We start from the raw sequence: 17,894 nt of genomic DNA on the forward strand, positions 1-17,894 counted from the left end.
TTCTTTTTCTTTGGAATTTAATAATCTTCTCCCTCATAAGAATCTTCTCCCGAGTCACTTCCGGAATCGCTTCCGTAGTCCTCCCCGGATGTATCGCTGCTGTCAATATTATCTCCCATGCCGTCATCTGTCATGCCGTCTTCTTCTGCGTTCTCTTGCGCATCCCCGGCTCCTTCTTCCTGATTTTCAGCTTCCTGCCGGGCTGCCTCTGCTGCTGCAGCTTCTGCTTCCGCTTTTGCCGCCTCCGCTTCCGGATCCGTCCGGCGGAAACTAATATATTTACTGTCTGCATTATAATACTTCATCTGCAGAATTCCGGTCTGACCTTCCAGTTTTCCAAGCACTGCCGGAAGCTGTACAACTTTATTGGCATAACCTCCTGAACCAAGCTCCACACAAATTGCGCCAAAATACAGCGTTACATTCTTTCCGTCACTTAAAATTCTGTCCGGTTTTAATTCTTCCTTTTTCAAAAGCTGTGTTACATCAAGAATATGTGCAAACACCTTATTGTCTGCAGTCTTTAATTGATGGTACAGCTTTTTCTCTTCCACTTCCATTCCTTCAATACACGGAACCTCTTCCAATGGTACTTCATTTTGGAATACAACAAGTCCCTCCTTGTCAAAATAATAATAGCCTTCCTCCGCTGCAATATATCCGACAATTTTTTTCTCCGTAACATTTATTTTGACTGACCAGGGAGACTTTAACGTAACCTTTACCTCATCTATAAACGGAAGGAGCTCCGGTTTCTGCATGCGATATTTCCAAAGCAGATAAAGTGTATTTGCAGACATCTCATCCTGCTTTACCCATTCTATGACTTCCGTGTCGGAAGCATATTCCAATCCGCCAACCTCAATCTCTTTTGTGTGAAATAAAATCACAACACTCATTCCCAGAATCAGAAGGCCTAGAAGTATAATCAGAACTGCATAGATCTGACGCACGATTTTTCCTTTTATCCTTCGTTTTTCCCCTTCCATAACAGATCCTCCTCGCATTGCTGTTTCTTCTGGTATCCTTTTTATTCTATCAGACTTCCGATTCTTCGCCAACCCCTTTTTCCCGCAAAACTTCCGACAAACTTTTCCAACCACAAGGAAGCCGGCTTCACAACTCATCTCTTATGTCTTTTATCCTCTATGTGATTGTGGCTGAAACACTCAATACAAGCCCCATCTCAATCAGAAGAAACATGACAGAAGTTCCTCCATAACTAATAAACGGAAGTGTGATCCCGGTATTTGGAATACTATTGGTAACGACCGCAATATTTAAAATGACCTGAATCATCATATGCGCCATAGCTCCTGATGCAATCAGCGCCCCAAAGAGATCCTTTGCCTTTGTCGCAATTACGAAGAAACGCCAGATTAATATAAGAAACAAAATAATGATCGTACTCGCCCCGACAAGACCAAGTTCTTCACAGATAATAGAAAAAATCATATCATTTTGCGCTTCCGGTACAAATCCGAGTTTCTGAATACTTTTCCCAAGTCCCACGCCGAACAGCCCTCCGGAGCCAATGGCATAAAGCCCTTGCAATGTCTGATACCCTTTTTCATAAAGTTCAGGATGCCTCCAGATTGCAATCCGTTCCAGACGATAGCTCTCCAGCGCAAGAAAAATCCCAAGAAATCCTGCTCCGGCTGCCCCCATCCATATAAACTGTCCGTATTTCGGACTTGCGATGAAAATCAAAATAACCGCAATCCCAAGAATAATAATTGCCGTACTCAAGTTATTAGAGCCTACAAGTCCTACGATTGGAAGCACCAGAAGCATAATCCGGATCAACGTCCCGATCCGGTCAATCTTTTTTACATTCTGTACAACGATACAGGCCAGATAGAGAATCAGCGCTACCTTTGCATATTCAGACGGCTGAAATGACAACGGGCCCAAAGATAACCATCTTTTGGACCCATTAATCTCTTCTCCCACAAATAATACGGCTGTAGACAACGCAATCGCAAGCAGATATCCCGGCAGCGCCAGCGGCCGCCATATATGATAATCAATCTTCGCGGTAAGAAACATCATCCCAAATCCAAGTAGTGTGGCAAAAGCCTGTTTTTTCAAATAGTAAAAAGAATCATGGAATTTCACACGCCCGTTATATGCACTTGTGCTGTAAAGGATTAAAAGTCCTATCCCCGCCAGCAGAAATACAATTACAAGCAGTGTTGTATCGTATGTTTTCTTTTTATCGGAACGCGGCAATCGTTCATCACTCCCTATAATGCATTTACAAGTTCTTTGAATTTATCTCCACGTTCTTCATAATTTTTGAACATTCCCCAGCTTGCGCATGCCGGTGATAAAAGCACTGCGTCTCCCGGTTGTGCATTCGCCGTACAGAATGCCACTGCCTCTTCAAAAGTGTCTGCCATAAGAATATCCTCTTCCGGAAATCCGTATTTTCTGGCACAGGCAGCTATCTTTTCTCTTGTTTTACCAATCAGAACAAATTTTTTTACTTTTCCGTCAAATGCCTGAATCCATTCATCGTACTCCGATTCCTTATCATATCCTCCGCCGATCAGACACGTTGGACGGTTCATCGCCCGTATCCCACGGATTGCTGCATCCGGATTTGTTCCTTTAGAATCATTGTAATAGAAAACTCCATGTTTCTCTGCAACAAACTCAATCCGATGCTCTACTCCGGTAAACTTTAAAATCACTTCTCGAACCACTTCCACCGGTACTTTATAAAGCAGTGCCATAGCTGCTGCTGCCATTACATTCTCATAATTATGCACACCGAGAAGTTTCAGTTCCTCTACATGGCAGAGAGTCACCTGTTCGCCGTCTCTATATATCATATTGCCATTTTCCAGATAAATTCCTCTTGACAGTGTTCTTCTGCTGCTAAAATAAAATACATTTGTCTGAATCTCTTCTCCGAACGAACGAAGCGCTTCATCCTCATAGTTAAGCACACAGTACTCTTCTGCACCCTGATTCTTTGCAATGGCTTTCTTTGCTTCAATGTAAGCCTCCATTGTATGATGCCGGTTCAAATGATCCGGTGTAATATTCAGAATCGCACTGATCTTCGGACAGAATTTCTCAATTGTCTCAAGCTGAAAACTGGAAATCTCAGCAACAGTCACGCTCTCCCCGGTCATCTTCTCCACTTCTTCTGTATATGGATTGCCGATATTCCCAACAACAAAGACACTTTCTTTCCATGCTTTCATAATCTCTCCGAGCAATGTCGTTGTTGTCGTCTTTCCATTTGTACCGGTAATGGCAAGTACATCTCCCTTGCCATATGTATAGGCAAGTTCAATCTCTCCCCAGATCTTCACGCCCTTTTCCCGCATGCGGTTTACCGGTTCAATATCTGTCGGCACACCCGGACTTAGTACCGCCAGCGTCAGTTTCTCAATCACTTCTTCCGGGAGTTCTCCCAGTATGACTTCAATACTGTCACACCCTATTTTCTCTTTTAATTCCTCTGCACAAAGCGCTGCATTTCCATCGTAGAGAATGACGGAAGCGCCCTGGTGTTCCAACAGACGGCATGCTCCGATCCCGCTCTTTCCGGAACCGAATACAAGTACATTCTGACCTCTAACATCCATGATTCTTCCTCCTATAACGCCAACAGCGCGATCAGACAGAGAATTGCAGTAATAATTGAAAATACCGCAACAACTCTTGTCTCTGACCATCCGCATAATTCAAAATGATGATGGATCGGTGCCATCTTAAAGAAACGCTTTCCTCCGGTCTTTTTAAAATATGTAACCTGGATCATAACAGAAAGAACTTCCACAAAATAGATCATTCCAACAATTACAATGAAGATCGGCATCTGCAGCATATACGCTGTGGATGCAACAAATCCTCCAAGCGCCAGTGAACCGGTATCTCCCATGAATACCTTTGCCGGATAAACATTAAACAATAAGAATCCAAGCAACGCTCCGACAACCGCACATGTAACCGGCTCCAGTCCGCTCTTTGTTCCAACAGCAATGACCGTGAAAAACGTAGCTACAAGAACTGTAACACTTGATGCCAGACCATCCAGACCGTCTGTGAAATTCACACCATTTACAGTACCAATCACCGCAATAAACAGCAGTGGGATCGCAAGCCAGCCAATGTCCAGATAGTTTCCTCCGGAAAACGGAATCAGCATCGTCAGCGAAACATCTGTAAACTTCACAAGGTAAAATGCAAACACAGCCGTAACAACGATCTGAAGCGCCATCTTCTGCATCGGAAATAGTCCATCAGAGCGTTTCATTACAACTTTCAGATAATCATCCAGAAATCCGATCAAACCAAATCCGACCGTCACAAAAAGTACCGGGATGATCTTTGGGTAATCCTTCACATAAAACAGGGATGTTACAAGTACACTGATCAAGATCATCACACCGCCCATTGTAGGAGTTCCGGCTTTCTTCAAATGCGATTGGACACCTTCTACACGTTCTGTCTGCCCCATCTTCAATCTGCGCAGAAACGGAATCACAACCGGCCCCATCAGCACGCTGAGTACAAACGAAATCAATACTGGTATTACTATGATATAATAATTCATACGCCACCTCTTTATCTCTTTTGTTTTTTTAACTTATTCAGTATACCTTATTTTCCCTCTGTTTTCAACTATTCTGCCACATTTGCGATGATCTGTCTCCATTGAAATGCAGTAATTACTCCTCTTTTGTCTCCCGCATAATTGCCGGATCTTTCTCCAGTCCCATATATGGAAGAACATTTTCAAAGATTTCCCTAAGAATCGGCGCTGCAATCGTTCCCCCATAATAAATTCCCTGCGGATTGTAGATAATGACCATGCCAAGAATCTGCGGATCATCTGCCGGAGCAAACCCTATAAAGGAAGAAATATATTTTCTCGCACTCCTCGGCAATGTCTGTGAAGTTGCCGTCTTCCCCCCGATTCGATATCCATCAATATAGGCATTCTTTCCAGAGCCTTCCGACACTACGCTTTCCAAGATTTCTCGCATTAACGCAGAAGTTTCTTCTGATACAATCCGATCATCTTTTTTGTATTGAAATGTTTTAATTTCTTTTCCTTCTTTGTCCAGTACTTTCATGCCAAAATGAGGCGTAATGCTCTTTCCTCCATTGATCAGAGCGCTTACTGTAGCAGCCATCCGTACCGGAGTAATCTGAAATGACTGTCCAAATGTCATCGTTGCCAGCTCCACCAGTCCGATATCTTCCTGCTTATGCATAATCGTTCCTGCTTCTCCCGGAAGATCCACCCCTGTCAGATTCATCAATCCGAACTGTTTAAAATAATCACAAAATTTTTCCGCACCAAGCCGCAAACCAATCTCCATGAAAACCGGATTACAGGAATTCTGAACTCCCTGGACAAAGGTTTCACTTCCATGCCCTCCCACTTTATGGCACCGGATCTTCCGATCTTCCACAATCTTATAGCCCGGACAGGAAAAAGTTGATTCAGGTGTAACAACACCTTCTTCCAGGCAGGCTGAAGAGGTAATGATTTTAAATGTGGAACCTGGTTCATAGGTATCGTTGATACAACGATTTCTCCACATACGGTTCAGCCGATCCTGTTTCTCTTCCGGCGTCAGCTCACCTTCTTCTTCCTTTTCGTGTAATGTAAATGGATCATTCAAGTTAAATTCCGGTACATTTACCATAGCCTTTATCTCACCGTTTTTCGGATTCATCAAAAGAATCGATACCCCATCTGCCTGTTTTTGTTCCATAACTTTTTCAGCTTCCTGCTGCACATATTCCTGAATATTATAGTCCATACTGATCTGCAGTGTATGTCCGGTCTCCGGCTCCATTCTATCCTCTGCCACTCCATTTAATTCGATTCCTCTCGCATCTGTTGTAGTCAATATTTTCCCATTGACTCCCTTTAGATACTCTTCATATTTTACTTCCAAACCAATAATTCCCTGGTTATCTCCACCGGTAAAGCCGATTACCGTGGCGCCAAGATCTTCATACGGATAGAATCGCTTAAAGTCTTCATCCACTTTCACTCCCGCAAGATCATAACCTCTAATCCTATCCCCGGTCTCTTTATCCACATTTGTCTTAATCCGTTCAATCGAAGATACTTTCTCTACTCGTTTCCTCACAGCGCTTTCTGACATTCCAAGCTCTCTTACAAGCATCTGTATTACTGCTTCCTTGTCTTCCACCTGATTATAAATTACAGAGATCGTACATACCGTCCTGTTTGTCGCCAATACTTTTCCATTTACATCTACAATTTCTCCTCTGGCTGCTTTAATATCCCGCTCCCGCTCATGGAGCTGTTCTGCCCGATTTTGATAGTATTCTGCATCAAACAGCATTAAGTAGATAAGCCGCCCAACCAGCGCCAGCAATACAGCGCCGGCACAGAGAAAGATTACAAACATTTTCTTCTTATTATAAGTCTTATTTCGCATAAAAAATCCCTGCAGAATCATTGATACAGTTTATTAATGATTCCACAGGGTTATTCCTATTCTTCTGCCGGCACATCATCTGCCGCCGGTTCTATTTGGGTAATCCCCAGATACGGGAATACCTTTTCCATAATTCTTTTCGAAAGGTCTGCCACATAAGCGCTGTTGGACTGATTATCCGTATTGATCTCATCAATCACAACATAGATCACGACTTCCGGATTGCTAATCGGCGCTGCTCCGGCAAATGAAAGCAAATGTTTATTTTCACTTCTCGGATGCTTCTGCGCTGTACCTGTCTTACCTCCAATATCATAGCCTTCAATCTGATAGTCGGTTCCGGTTCCGTATTCAACAACTGCCCGAAGGTATTCTTTTACCATATCAGAAGTTTTCTGGGAAATTGTTTTTTTCATTAAGACCGGATCTTTATTCTCAATTACATTTCCATCTGCATCCTGAATCTGTTTCACGAGATGCGGCTCATAATAATTGCCTCCATTTACGAGCGAACAAAATGCTGCTGCCATCTGTGTCATCGTCACATTAAAGTTCTGCCCAAAAGAGTTGGTCGCCAGGTCAATCGGTCCCATATCTTCTGCCTGATATAAAATACCAAGCGCTTCTCCTGGTAAATCGATTCCGGTATACTCGCCAAATCCAAAAATCTTCTGATATTTGCAAAATTCTTCCGGACCAATAGCGCTTGCCATATGCATCAGAGCCACATTACAGGAATTTGCCACCGCATCCTGAATTGTTTCCGTTCCATGTCCATCTTTGTAGTGACATGGAATCGGCGCTGCATTTTCCACAACCCGAAGCGAACCGCCGCAGACATATGTTTCGTTACCGGTAAGTTTTCCACTTTCAAGTCCCGCTGCCACGGTAAATGGTTTCATTGTTGAACCCGGCTCAAATGTATCTGTCACCGCAAAGTTTTTCCAGATTTCCTGAAGCGCTTCAATCTTTCCATTCACACCTGTTTTTTCATTCGTTGTGTTTTCCAGATTCGCAATTTCTTCATCCGAATAGAAAGAAGTCAGATCTCTTGGATCATTCAGATTGTAAAACGGATAAGTCGCCTCTGTCAGAATGCTTCCTGTATTCGGATCCATAATAATCACAGCTGTATTTTTACTTCCAAGCTCCGTTCTCCGTCCGGTTGTCTCGTCATATTTCTCATATTCTTTATTAAATTCCGCAATAACTTCTTCTACCATACTCTGCAGGTTCAGGTCAAGCGTTGTAACAATATGGTCGCCATTCTTTGCTTCTTTTACTACCCGCTCTAACGAGGAATCGTAATCAAGATACCCATACTCTCTTCCATCGGTTCCATTTAAAATATCGTTGTAAGAACTCTCAAGACCGCCATTTCCCACATTTCCGGAAGACGTAAATCCAAGCACATCGCTGGCAAGCGTATCATACGGATAGGATCTGATGTAATCATCTTCCAGCCAGATTCCCATAAGAAGCGGATAATTTTCATTGTCCGCATCCATTTCTTCAAATTTCTTTGCCGTATCATAATCAATCTGCTTTTTCATAATAATATACCGGCTTTCCGGTTTCTCTTTTAAAGTTGCACGAAGTTCTGCTTCTGTAATTCCGAAACATTCCTGCACAACAGATGCTGTCTCAGAAATAATCTTTTCCTGCTTCTTTTCATCTGACAATAACACCTTTGCATCTAAAATTACATTATATACTCTCTCGCTTGTCGCTAACTTACTGCCGTTCCTGTCGAGAATATCTCCCCGCTTAAACGGAATGATCTTGCTGTCATATTGCTGCTGATCCAAAACGATTTTTGTATACTTTTCTCCGCTGGATGCATTAATGTATGTAATTCGAATAATTAAACCAACAAAAGCCAGTATAACTGCCATAAATAGCATTACCAGCTTTTTCTGCATTTTCATCGGAAATTTTTTCCGCAAAAATTCAAATTTTCTCTTTTTTTTCTTCGCCATTCACTCACCTGTTATTTCTCTGCTTTTTCAGCTCTGGCAACAACACCGCTGTCCGGAATCGCTTCGTACTGCTTCACATAGTCATTGGTCGGGCTCTGGTAAGAAATCACCTGATCCTTTGAAGCATATACCATCCCAAGTTCATTCATTGCCCGCGTGCGGATATCATTCAGATTGATCTTATCCATCAGTGCATTGTAGCGTGTGGTATTCTCTTCTTTCTGTGCTGCAAGCTCCTGCTGCATCACAGCAATCGTTTCCGAACGGTTCACAGCTTCGTTCTGAAGTTTCAAATAAGAAACGCAAACTGCCAATACCAATATTGCTGCAGCGCTTAAAAACACCACATATCCCGGACTCATATGCATTGCATTTCTGCGGTTTCTCCGTACCTGAACACTTGCGCGTTTCTTTGGCATCTCCACCGGCTGTTCCTGCTGCGGCAGTATCTCTTCCTTCCGCACTGTATTGCCGTATACATAGTAAGGCTGTCTATTTATTTGTCCTGCATGCCTTCTGTTTGCCACTTTGCACGTCTTCCTTTCTTCTTGTTCTGCCAATCTATCTTCTCTCAAAAATCCGGAGCTTTGCGCTCTTCGAGCGACTGTTTACCGAAAGTTCTTCTTCTCCCGGAAGGATTGGCTTTCTCGTAATTACTTTACCTTTTGATTTCTTACCACACACACAGACCGGAAAATCACTCGGACATGTACATGGATCTTCATTCTTCTTAAAATTGCTCTTCACGATGCGATCTTCCAGCGAATGAAATGTAATAATACAAATCCTTCCACCCGGATTCAGCAGATCGATCATCTCATCCAGCGTATCTCTCAATACATCCAGCTCATGATTCAATTCAATCCGAATTGCCTGAAACGTCCTTTTTGCCGGATGTCCTGATGTTTTCTGTATTTTCATAGGGATTGCATGACTGATAATCTCAGCCAACTCCCCTGTTGTCTCAATCGGACCTTTTTCGCGTGCGAGACAAATATGCTTTGCGATATTCTTCGCAAAACGATCTTCCCCATAGTCCCGGATAATACGAAACAGGTCCTTCTCGGAATAGCCATTGACAATGTCCTTTGCCGTTACAGGCTGACGCCTGTCCATCCTCATGTCCAAAGGAGCATCTGCGCGATAAGAAAAACCTCGCTCTGCTGTATCCAACTGATAAGACGATACACCCAGATCAAGTACGATCCCATCTACTTTGTCAATGCCAAGTTCACGGAGCCGCGACTTCATATCACAATAGTTGCTCCGCACTATTGTAACTTTCTCCCCAAAGTCACGCAATCTGGAACCGGCAGCTTCAATCGCCGCCTCATCCTGATCTATTCCTATAAATCTCCCCATTTGACTTAATTGCTTACATACCTCATAGGCATGTCCGCCGCCACCAAGCGTTCCATCCACGTAAATGCCGTCTGGCTTGATGTTCAGACCATTTACTGTCTCTTCCAATAATACAGATGTGTGATTAAATTCCATTTACAATCGCTCCCCGGAAAATATTTTTAAATCATTAACCCCAGATCTTCCATACCGCTTGCAATGTCATCTACATCTTCTTCCACAAGTGCATTTGTTTCATCCCATTTTGCTTTGTCCCAAATCTCAACACGATTCAGTACGCCAACCAGAACAACTTCCTTGTCCAGTCCTGCAAACTCTCTGAGGGCAGAAGAGATTAATACTCTACCTTGTTTATCCACGCCGCCGTCTACCGCACTTCCTACGAGGAATCGTGTCAGTTTTCTTGCGTTCGGATTATTGAGTGGTAAGGCTTTTAACTTGGTTTCCAGTGCTTTCCATTCGCTATTTGGATACACAAATAAGCAGTGATCAAACCCCTTCGTTATCAGGAAATCCTCCCCAAGATCTTCCCGAAACTTTGATGGAATAATCAACCGGCCCTTTGCATCAATACTGTGATTAAATTCACCTGTCAGCATCCAAAACACCTACTTCCAAAGTGGCCTGCCACTTTCGTGCCACTTTGCGCCACTTGTCACCACTTTTTACCACCTGAACTTATTGTAAACTACTTTTATAGTGATTTCAAGTGCTATTTTCAAAAAAGTGGACTGGCAAATTCCGGTAAAATACAGAGAAAATTAGCATTTTCTTAAGGTTTTTAAAATTTAGTGGGGCAAAGTGGGGTGTGTTTTACATCAAATTCCCTTTAAACACTTCCCAGAAGTATTTTTAGACAAAAAAACAGACCGGCTGTGGGGGTGAATCCCTATCCCCCACATTTAACCGGACTTTTCAGTATATATTTTTTGGTTTCTTAAATTTTTCTTAAAGCTTTTATAACCTGATAAAAAACTCAAAAAAGAAGACTCCCTTTGTCGGAATCTTCTCTCTTCTGATTACTCTGCGCTGTTCAATTCGTTCAGATAATTCTCGAATGCACTGTAGTCCACTTCTGCAACTTCTCTCGGCTGATTCGCCTGATAATTATCATATGCAGAATAGCCAAGCCATCCTATAAGCGCAATTCCGATCACAGAATAAAAACATCTGCGAACTACTTTCATTCGCTTCTCTTTCTTCATAATCTGCTTACGATTTGCTTTTTCCTGTTTATATTTATCTACTTTCTCCTGACTCATTGTTCTGCTCCTTTTTATCTTAGATTACAACGATCACTCCACCGTCATTGGCATACATTGTACTGATTCCTCTTGTATCAAGAATCACCACATCTTTCACAGAAATCTTACTCAAAATGAGATCACGCACTTTTTCTGCCCGCTCTCTGCAATTACAATGTGTAATACCAAGAATCTTCTTCTCCGGATCCTTCACTTCCTTCAAAACAGTATCACACATCTTAGCAAGTGCTTTCGTAATCCCTCTTGCCTGACCAAGCTGCTGAATCGTGCCTTCCGGTGTCGATCCCATATATGGTTTAATATTCAGCGCTGTCGCCATAACGGCTTTCAGTCCTGTCAGTCTTCCATTCTTTCGCAGCGTCTCCAATGTCTCCAATACGAAATATGTGTGCTGTTCTTCAATATATGCTTCTACCTGTGCAATTACCTCTTCAAAATTCATCCCGGCTTCTTCACATTCAGCAATCTTCAGACCGATCAGTGTCTCCCCTACGGATGCACTTTTAGAATCAAATACATGAATTTGTTTCTCACCATATTCCTCCAGATACAGATTCTTTCCAAGTACTGCACTGTTATAAGATCCGCTCAAATTCGCTGACAACGTTACCACATACACATGCTCCGCCTCGCACCGATAACTTTCCATATATGCTTCCGGAGATGGACAGGATGACTTTGGACAATTAGGACTTTCTTTAATCATACGCAACATCTCCTGCTGACAGAATGTCTTGTCATCTACAATATGATGATCATCAATATCAATTCCCAATGCTATGCTTTCATAAATTCCTGATACTTTCATCTCTTCTGTCAATTCACCGCAGCTGTCGATTACAATCTTATAACTCATTTCCTATCCTCCCGCATGTATTCTTTCCTAACGCTCAATAAGAATACTGCTCACTTTTATATAACTATTTCTATTACAAGTAGTATTAAATACTACATTATAATAGCACATTTTTTTCTTTCTGAAAAGAGTTTTTTATGATTCATCAAATTGAATTGATCTCGACACACTGAGAGCCATCCCCATCTCAATCATCAAGAACAAAATCGATGTACCTCCATAGCTGATAAATGGCAGTGTAATTCCGGTATTTGGAATCAGATTCGTCACAACGGCTACATTTAAAATAACCTGTATCGCAATGTGGGCAAAAATTCCTGTTACAATCAGAGAACCATATTTGTCAGGTGCGTTCTGAGCAATAAACATCAGACGATAGAGCATCATTCCGAACATTACAAGTACAACAATCGCTCCAAATACTCCAAGTTCTTCGCAGATGATTGAAAGGATCATATCATTCTGCACCTCCGGAATAATCATTTTCTGTGTGCTGGCTCCCAGACCTTTTCCAAAAAAACCGCCGGAACCAATTGCATACAAAGCCTGAAGCGTCTGGAATCCTTTATTGCCGGCATGTTTTTCCGGATTAATCCACACAATAATCCTCTGCAGCCGGAAGTTATCACTTTTCGCCAGTGAAGATGCCCACAGCCGAACTCCAATATATCCAACGATCCCTGCAAGCATAGAATACTGCACGATTTTCTTTGTCCTCGGATAAGATACATATAAAATAATCGCAGTAATTCCAAGTACAATGATCGCACTGCTCAGGTTGTCTGTCAGAATGAGCACACCGATTCCGGCTGCTCCTCCATAGATTAGAATTTCTTTCAGATGATCCCACTTTTCGATGTATTTGCCTGTGCGGCATACGAGAAATGGGATATAAAGGATAACCGCAATCTTGACCACCTCTGCGGGCTGAATCTGCAACGGCGTATCCGGAATTCCTACCCATCTCCTTGCCCCATTTGCTTCAATTCCAAATGGCGTCAGGATCAGCAGCATCAGAATAAATGCTACAACATAAGATAACTTTGCAAATCTTGCATATACATGGTAATTGATCCGTGACACGATTGCCATCACAATCAGACTTCCTACCGTAATAATTGCCTGTTTTCGAAAGTACCACATAGGATCGCCAAATTTTTCCTGAGCGCTGTAAGCACTTGTACTGTACAGGATTACAAGCCCAAAACAAACCAGAAAGATAATCGTTGCCAACAGACTGTAATCGAAATATTGAATTGTCTTCGGTTGTTTTTTTCTTCTGGATACCGGCTTTCTCCCTGCCGTTCTACGCATATCATCGCTCCTTGTCTTTATTCTATGCCGCAGGTTTCTCACCTTTCATTGCAGATGGATGGACTGGTTTTCCATTGACAAAAAATCTGTCATACCAGATTAGGAAAATGTAAACTGTCCAGATCTTTCTGCTGTTATCCTGCTTTCCTTCTTTATGTTCCTCTAACAGACGGTTCAGATACTCTGTGTGAAAGAACTGTTCTGCTGCCTCTGTGGCAAACATCTTTTTCACACGTTCATAATATTTCTCTTCCCGAAGCCATACACGGATCGGAATCGGAAAACCAAGCTTCTTCTTCTCCGCTGTCTTCTTGCGGATGACACGGTCTGCCGCTGCCCGAAGCGCTACCTTTGTCTTCGGCGCTCTTACTTTGTAATCCATCGGAAGACTGCTGGCAAGCTTAAATACTTCTTTATCCAGAAACGGAACACGCACCTCGATCGAGTTCGCCATTCCCATTTTATCCCCTTTCATCAGGATATCATGGACAAGCCAGAGATGCATATCCACATACTGCATCTTCGTTACCGGATCTTTGTCTTTTACCCTCGCATAAAGAGGCGCTGTTACCCTGCGGATTCCCGGTTCACAGCCCTTTCTCAGAAGCTTATTCGCCTCCTTCTCTGTAAAGATTGTCGTTGCATTTGCAAAGTACCGTTCTTCCAATGTCTTTCCATGACGCATCAGGAAACTTCTTCCCTTCATGCCCCGCGGCAGACAATTCTCTGCAAATGTTCCGAGCAGTCTGCGAATCCAGAATGGAATCTTATTAAAACCGGTATATTCAAGCGGCTCACAGTAAATATTATAGCCTCCGAACAGCTCATCAGAACCTTCTCCTGACAGCACTACCTTTACTTTCTTCGATGCCTCACGACTCAGAAAATAAAGTGCTATCGCTGCCGGATCTGCTACCGGTTCATCCATATAATACATAATATCAGAGAGATTGTCCCAGTATTCATCCGGCGCGATCACCTTACTGTCATTCTTCATATGGATACTATCGGCAAATTCCTTCGCATCCTGAATCTCACTGTATTTCTGTTCATCAAAGCCTACTGTGAATGTATGATCTACCTGAGACAGATACGTCAAGTAGCTGGAATCCACTCCACTGGACAAATAAGATGCAACTTCTACATCGCTGATCTTATGCATTTCCACTGATTCCTTCATCACGCGCTCCACATCGTCTACCACTTCCTCGAAAGACCGGTCCGTCTTCTCATGGAACTGCGGTTCAAAATACCGCTTCAGCTCCAAAATTCCATTTTCATAAGTCATATAGTATCCCGGCTGCAGGCAAAAAACGCCTTTGAAAAAAGTCTCATTCGTCGGCACAAACTGGAAAGACAGATAATTGCCGAGCGCTTTCTCGTTAAACACCTTGTCAAAATGCGGGTGTTCTACAAAGGACTTAATCTCCGAGCCAAACAGCAATGTCCCATTCATCTGCGCATAGTAAAATGGTTTGATTCCAAACATGTCGCGGGCGGCAAACAGTTTCTTCTCTTTGCAGTCCCAAATTACAAATGCAAACATTCCCCGGAGCCGCTTCAGAAGCAGTGTTCCCCACTCCTCATATCCGTGCAGAAGCGTCTCGGAATCTGTATTGGTCTGAAATACGTGCCCAGCCTCAATCAGTTCCCTGCGCAGTTCCTGATAGTTATAAATCTCTCCATTAAATACAAGTACCTTGCTTTTATCTTCATTGTACAACGGCTGGTCTCCGCTCTCTGTAATATCAATAATACTTAAACGGCGAAAACCAAGAGCCACCTCTTCGTCACAGTACATTCCGGCACTGTCCGGTCCGCGATGAACGATCGTATCCATCATCGATGTCAGTACCTGTTCTTTCTCGTCCAATTTTCCGACAAATCCGGCAAATCCGCACATATTCAATCTCCTTTATTCCCTGACCGGGTTTTTATCGTACTATAATATTATACCCTTGTCCGATTGTCAAGACAACTGTTTTTTGACCAGATATCCAAGTTCCCTCAGTTCTTCTTCAATACTGTCAAGCACATCCTCTGATTCTGCCGAAATCGTGTGATAGTGATATCCGGATGTAATATGGCTTAACGGAGCAGAGCCGCCATTTTGAATCTCACCTAAAAATTCTTTTACCTGACGCCTCGAACTCAGATGCATCTCTGCACGCAATTCTCCATATACCTCATGCCGTATAAAGATGTCTTCCACCGTTCCGCCGCAGTCCACAATCGCATAGAGTTCTTCTGCGATTTCTTTTTCTGTATGTTTCACTTCGAAAATACGCCTGACGCGCTGTCCTGACGCGCACAGATACCCTCTGTTCGTCGAAATGATCTCGTAGTCTGCTGCTCTTAAAAGGGCAATATCCTGCACAACAACCTGTCTGCTGATTCCGAACAGCTCTGCCAGTCTGGAGCCGGACAGCGGCGCATTGCTTTTCCTGATACAGTCAAGCATTGCCTTTCTTCGTTCTTCTCCATTCATACTGCTTTCCTCCAACCTGTCTATTCAATCGGATGAAGATGTTTTAGAGAAACATCAAGGATTGGTGCAGAATGAGTCAGTGCGCCGCTGGAAATGTAATCCACACCCACTTCTTTCAGCATTGCAATCTTTTCTTTTGTTACATTTCCAGAGCATTCTGTCTCAGCACGACCGTCAATAAGCCGAACTGCTTCCTTCATTTCTTCTACACTCATATTATCAAGCATAATAATATCTGCTCCGGCCTCAACAGCTTCTTTTACCATCTCAAGGTTTTCTGTCTCAATCTCAATCTTTCTTACAAACGGCGCATACTCTTTTGCCATAGCTACCGCCTCTTTTACCCCTCCGGCAGCTCCGATATGATTATCTTTCAAAAGAATTCCGTCTGAGAGATTATAGCGGTGATTGTTGCCTCCTCCTACTTTTACTGCATATTTTTCAAAAATACGCATATTCGGTGTTGTCTTTCTCGTATCAAGCAGCTTTGTCTTGCAGTCTGCAAGGAGCGCTGCCGTTTCATGTGTGTATGTTGCAATTCCGCTCATGCGCTGCAAATAGTTTAAAGCAACCCGCTCGCCGGATAACAGCACTCGGATATCTCCGCGCACAATTGCCAGAAGCTGCTGATTTTTCACTTCATCTCCGTCTTCACAGAAACGTTCAATCTCCACGGTTTCATCCAGCAGTTCAAATACACGGGCAAATACATCCAGCCCTGCAATCACTCCATCCTGTTTACAGATCAGCTCCACTTCTCCTTTGCAGGCATTTCGCATCACTGCATTTGTTGTAATATCTTCACTCGTAATATCTTCTGCCAATGCCTGCAGGATCAGATGATCCGCATTGACCTTCATTGTAATCTGATTATACATGCTCTTTTTGCATCCTTTCCATCTCATTCAATATCATCGTTTTATATGTTTCCCGAAGCGCCTCTGCGTCCTCATAGCAACTGAAATCTATGCTTTCATTCTGCTGTACTTCCTCTGAGCCGTTCTTCTCTTCTTCCAGTTCCCGGATATGTTCTGCGGCGCTTCTTGAAAATACAAGACTCTCCAGAAGCGAATTGCTTGCCAGACGGTTTCTTCCATGAACACCATTACAGCTTGTTTCCCCAACCGCATACAACCCTTCCATAGACGTTCTGCTGTGTTCCGTATCTACCCAGATACCTCCCATAAAATAATGCTGTGCCGGAACAACCGGGATGCACTCATTCAGCACATCATAGCCTTCTTCCATGCACTTTTCTCTTATATTCGGGAAATGACTGCAGATCATCTCTTCTCCAAGCGGTCTCATATCAAGCCACACATGTTTTGTTCCGTCCTTCTCCATCTGTTTTCTGATCTCACCTGTGAGAATATCCCGCGGAAGCAGTTCATTCGTAAAACGTGTCCCGTCTGCACCGTATAAAAGAGCGCCTTCTCCCCGGACAGACTCTGAAATCAAAAATCTTCTCCCCGGCTTTTTGGAATACAGTGTTGTCGGATGAATCTGTACATAGTCAAGATGTTCCATCTTCAGCCCATGTTTCAATCCGATCGCCAACGCATCTCCCGTAATGTGCCGGAAATTCGTTGAATGTTCATAAAGCCCCCCGACGCCGCCGCAGGCCAGAACAGTATCATCTGCCCTTACAGTATGGAACTCTCCATTTTTATCCCGCAACACAACACCAAGACAGCGATTTCCTTCTGTGATCAGATCCACCATCCAGGTATATTCCAGAAGCGTTACATTTGCCCTGGATTCTACATGGGCAAGCAATGTACTTGTAATCTCCTTACCGGTCACATCTGCATGAAACAAAATACGAGGTCTTGCATGTCCCCCTTCTCTTGTGTAATTCAGCTCTCCGTCCTTTTTCGCAAATGCCACTCCATATTCAATCAACTCATTTACAACACTTCTGGATGAGCGTATCATTTTATCAACGGAAGTACGCCTGTTCTCATAATGCCCGGCTTTCAATGTATCTTCCATAAAACTGTCATAATCATTTTCATCATGCAGAACACAGATTCCTCCCTGCGCCAGAAAAGAGTCGCTCTTATCTGCCTCATCCTTTGTGATGCACAGTATTTTCATTTTCTCTGGAAGATGCAGCGCACAGAACAATCCTGCCGCCCCGCATCCAACGATGATTACATCATATGTCTTTTCCATTTCCTTCCACCT

Annotated in this window: 16 protein-coding genes; all 16 read right to left on the reverse strand. The window is 43.1% G+C overall.

The annotated features are described in order from the left end of the window. Positions 1-17: 17 nt before the first annotated feature. The 16 genes from KFE17_06750 to KFE17_06825 all read right to left on the reverse strand — a co-directional run bounded on the left by KFE17_06750 (position 18) and on the right by KFE17_06825 (position 17,882). Entirely contained in the window at positions 18-989 is a 972-nt protein-coding gene (locus tag KFE17_06750) for a hypothetical protein (GenBank protein ID QUO33415.1), read from the reverse strand. Positions 990-1,146: 157 nt separating this feature from the next. Beyond that, positions 1,147-2,232 (reverse strand): cell division protein FtsW, encoded by a 1,086-nt coding sequence (locus KFE17_06755; protein QUO33416.1) that lies wholly within the window; start codon positions 2,230-2,232, stop codon positions 1,147-1,149. Between the two features lie 14 nt (positions 2,233-2,246). After that, positions 2,247-3,602 (reverse strand): UDP-N-acetylmuramoyl-L-alanine--D-glutamate ligase, encoded by a 1,356-nt coding sequence (gene murD / locus KFE17_06760; GenBank protein ID QUO33417.1) that lies wholly within the window; start codon positions 3,600-3,602, stop codon positions 2,247-2,249. An 11-nt stretch (positions 3,603-3,613) separates the two neighbouring features. Continuing rightward, a complete protein-coding gene (gene mraY / locus KFE17_06765; GenBank protein QUO33418.1) occupies positions 3,614-4,573 on the reverse strand; it encodes a phospho-N-acetylmuramoyl-pentapeptide-transferase in 960 nt (319 codons plus the stop codon). A gap of 115 nt (positions 4,574-4,688) precedes the next feature. Further along, positions 4,689-6,443: a peptidoglycan glycosyltransferase gene (locus tag KFE17_06770; GenBank protein QUO33419.1), complete on the reverse strand. Its 1,755-nt coding sequence runs from the start codon at positions 6,441-6,443 to the stop codon at positions 4,689-4,691. A gap of 56 nt (positions 6,444-6,499) precedes the next feature. Continuing rightward, a complete protein-coding gene (locus KFE17_06775) occupies positions 6,500-8,422 on the reverse strand; it encodes a penicillin-binding protein 2 (GenBank protein QUO33420.1) in 1,923 nt (640 codons plus the stop codon). Between the two features lie 11 nt (positions 8,423-8,433). Further along, positions 8,434-8,949, reverse strand: coding sequence for a hypothetical protein (locus KFE17_06780; GenBank protein ID QUO33421.1), 516 nt, complete (start codon positions 8,947-8,949; stop codon positions 8,434-8,436). A gap of 34 nt (positions 8,950-8,983) precedes the next feature. Further along, positions 8,984-9,919, reverse strand: coding sequence for a 16S rRNA (cytosine(1402)-N(4))-methyltransferase RsmH (gene rsmH, locus KFE17_06785; GenBank protein ID QUO33422.1), 936 nt, complete (start codon positions 9,917-9,919; stop codon positions 8,984-8,986). 26 nt (positions 9,920-9,945) lie between these two features. Then, a complete protein-coding gene (gene mraZ / locus KFE17_06790) occupies positions 9,946-10,383 on the reverse strand; it encodes a division/cell wall cluster transcriptional repressor MraZ (GenBank protein QUO33423.1) in 438 nt (145 codons plus the stop codon). Positions 10,384-10,803: 420 nt separating this feature from the next. Beyond that, positions 10,804-11,046 (reverse strand): hypothetical protein, encoded by a 243-nt coding sequence (locus KFE17_06795; protein ID QUO33424.1) that lies wholly within the window; start codon positions 11,044-11,046, stop codon positions 10,804-10,806. 19 nt (positions 11,047-11,065) lie between these two features. After that, positions 11,066-11,905 (reverse strand): DegV family protein, encoded by an 840-nt coding sequence (locus KFE17_06800; GenBank protein ID QUO33425.1) that lies wholly within the window; start codon positions 11,903-11,905, stop codon positions 11,066-11,068. Positions 11,906-12,040: 135 nt separating this feature from the next. Next, complete coding sequence (locus KFE17_06805; GenBank protein ID QUO33426.1) at positions 12,041-13,219, reverse strand: cell division protein FtsW; 1,179 nt, start codon at positions 13,217-13,219, stop codon at positions 12,041-12,043. A 22-nt stretch (positions 13,220-13,241) separates the two neighbouring features. Next, complete coding sequence (gene asnB / locus KFE17_06810) at positions 13,242-15,122, reverse strand: asparagine synthase (glutamine-hydrolyzing) (protein QUO33427.1); 1,881 nt, start codon at positions 15,120-15,122, stop codon at positions 13,242-13,244. 66 nt (positions 15,123-15,188) lie between these two features. Beyond that, positions 15,189-15,707: a transcription repressor NadR gene (locus KFE17_06815; GenBank protein ID QUO33428.1), complete on the reverse strand. Its 519-nt coding sequence runs from the start codon at positions 15,705-15,707 to the stop codon at positions 15,189-15,191. Between the two features lie 20 nt (positions 15,708-15,727). Continuing rightward, complete coding sequence (gene nadC, locus KFE17_06820) at positions 15,728-16,585, reverse strand: carboxylating nicotinate-nucleotide diphosphorylase (GenBank protein ID QUO33429.1); 858 nt, start codon at positions 16,583-16,585, stop codon at positions 15,728-15,730. Next, positions 16,578-17,882: an L-aspartate oxidase gene (locus KFE17_06825; GenBank protein QUO33430.1), complete on the reverse strand. Its 1,305-nt coding sequence runs from the start codon at positions 17,880-17,882 to the stop codon at positions 16,578-16,580. Before KFE17_06825 ends, nadC begins: the two co-directional genes overlap by 8 nt. Positions 17,883-17,894: the final 12 nt, after the last annotated feature.

The sequence above is a fragment of the Faecalicatena sp. Marseille-Q4148 genome, from assembly GCA_018228665.1.
GTDB lineage: Bacteria > Bacillota > Clostridia > Lachnospirales > Lachnospiraceae > UBA9414.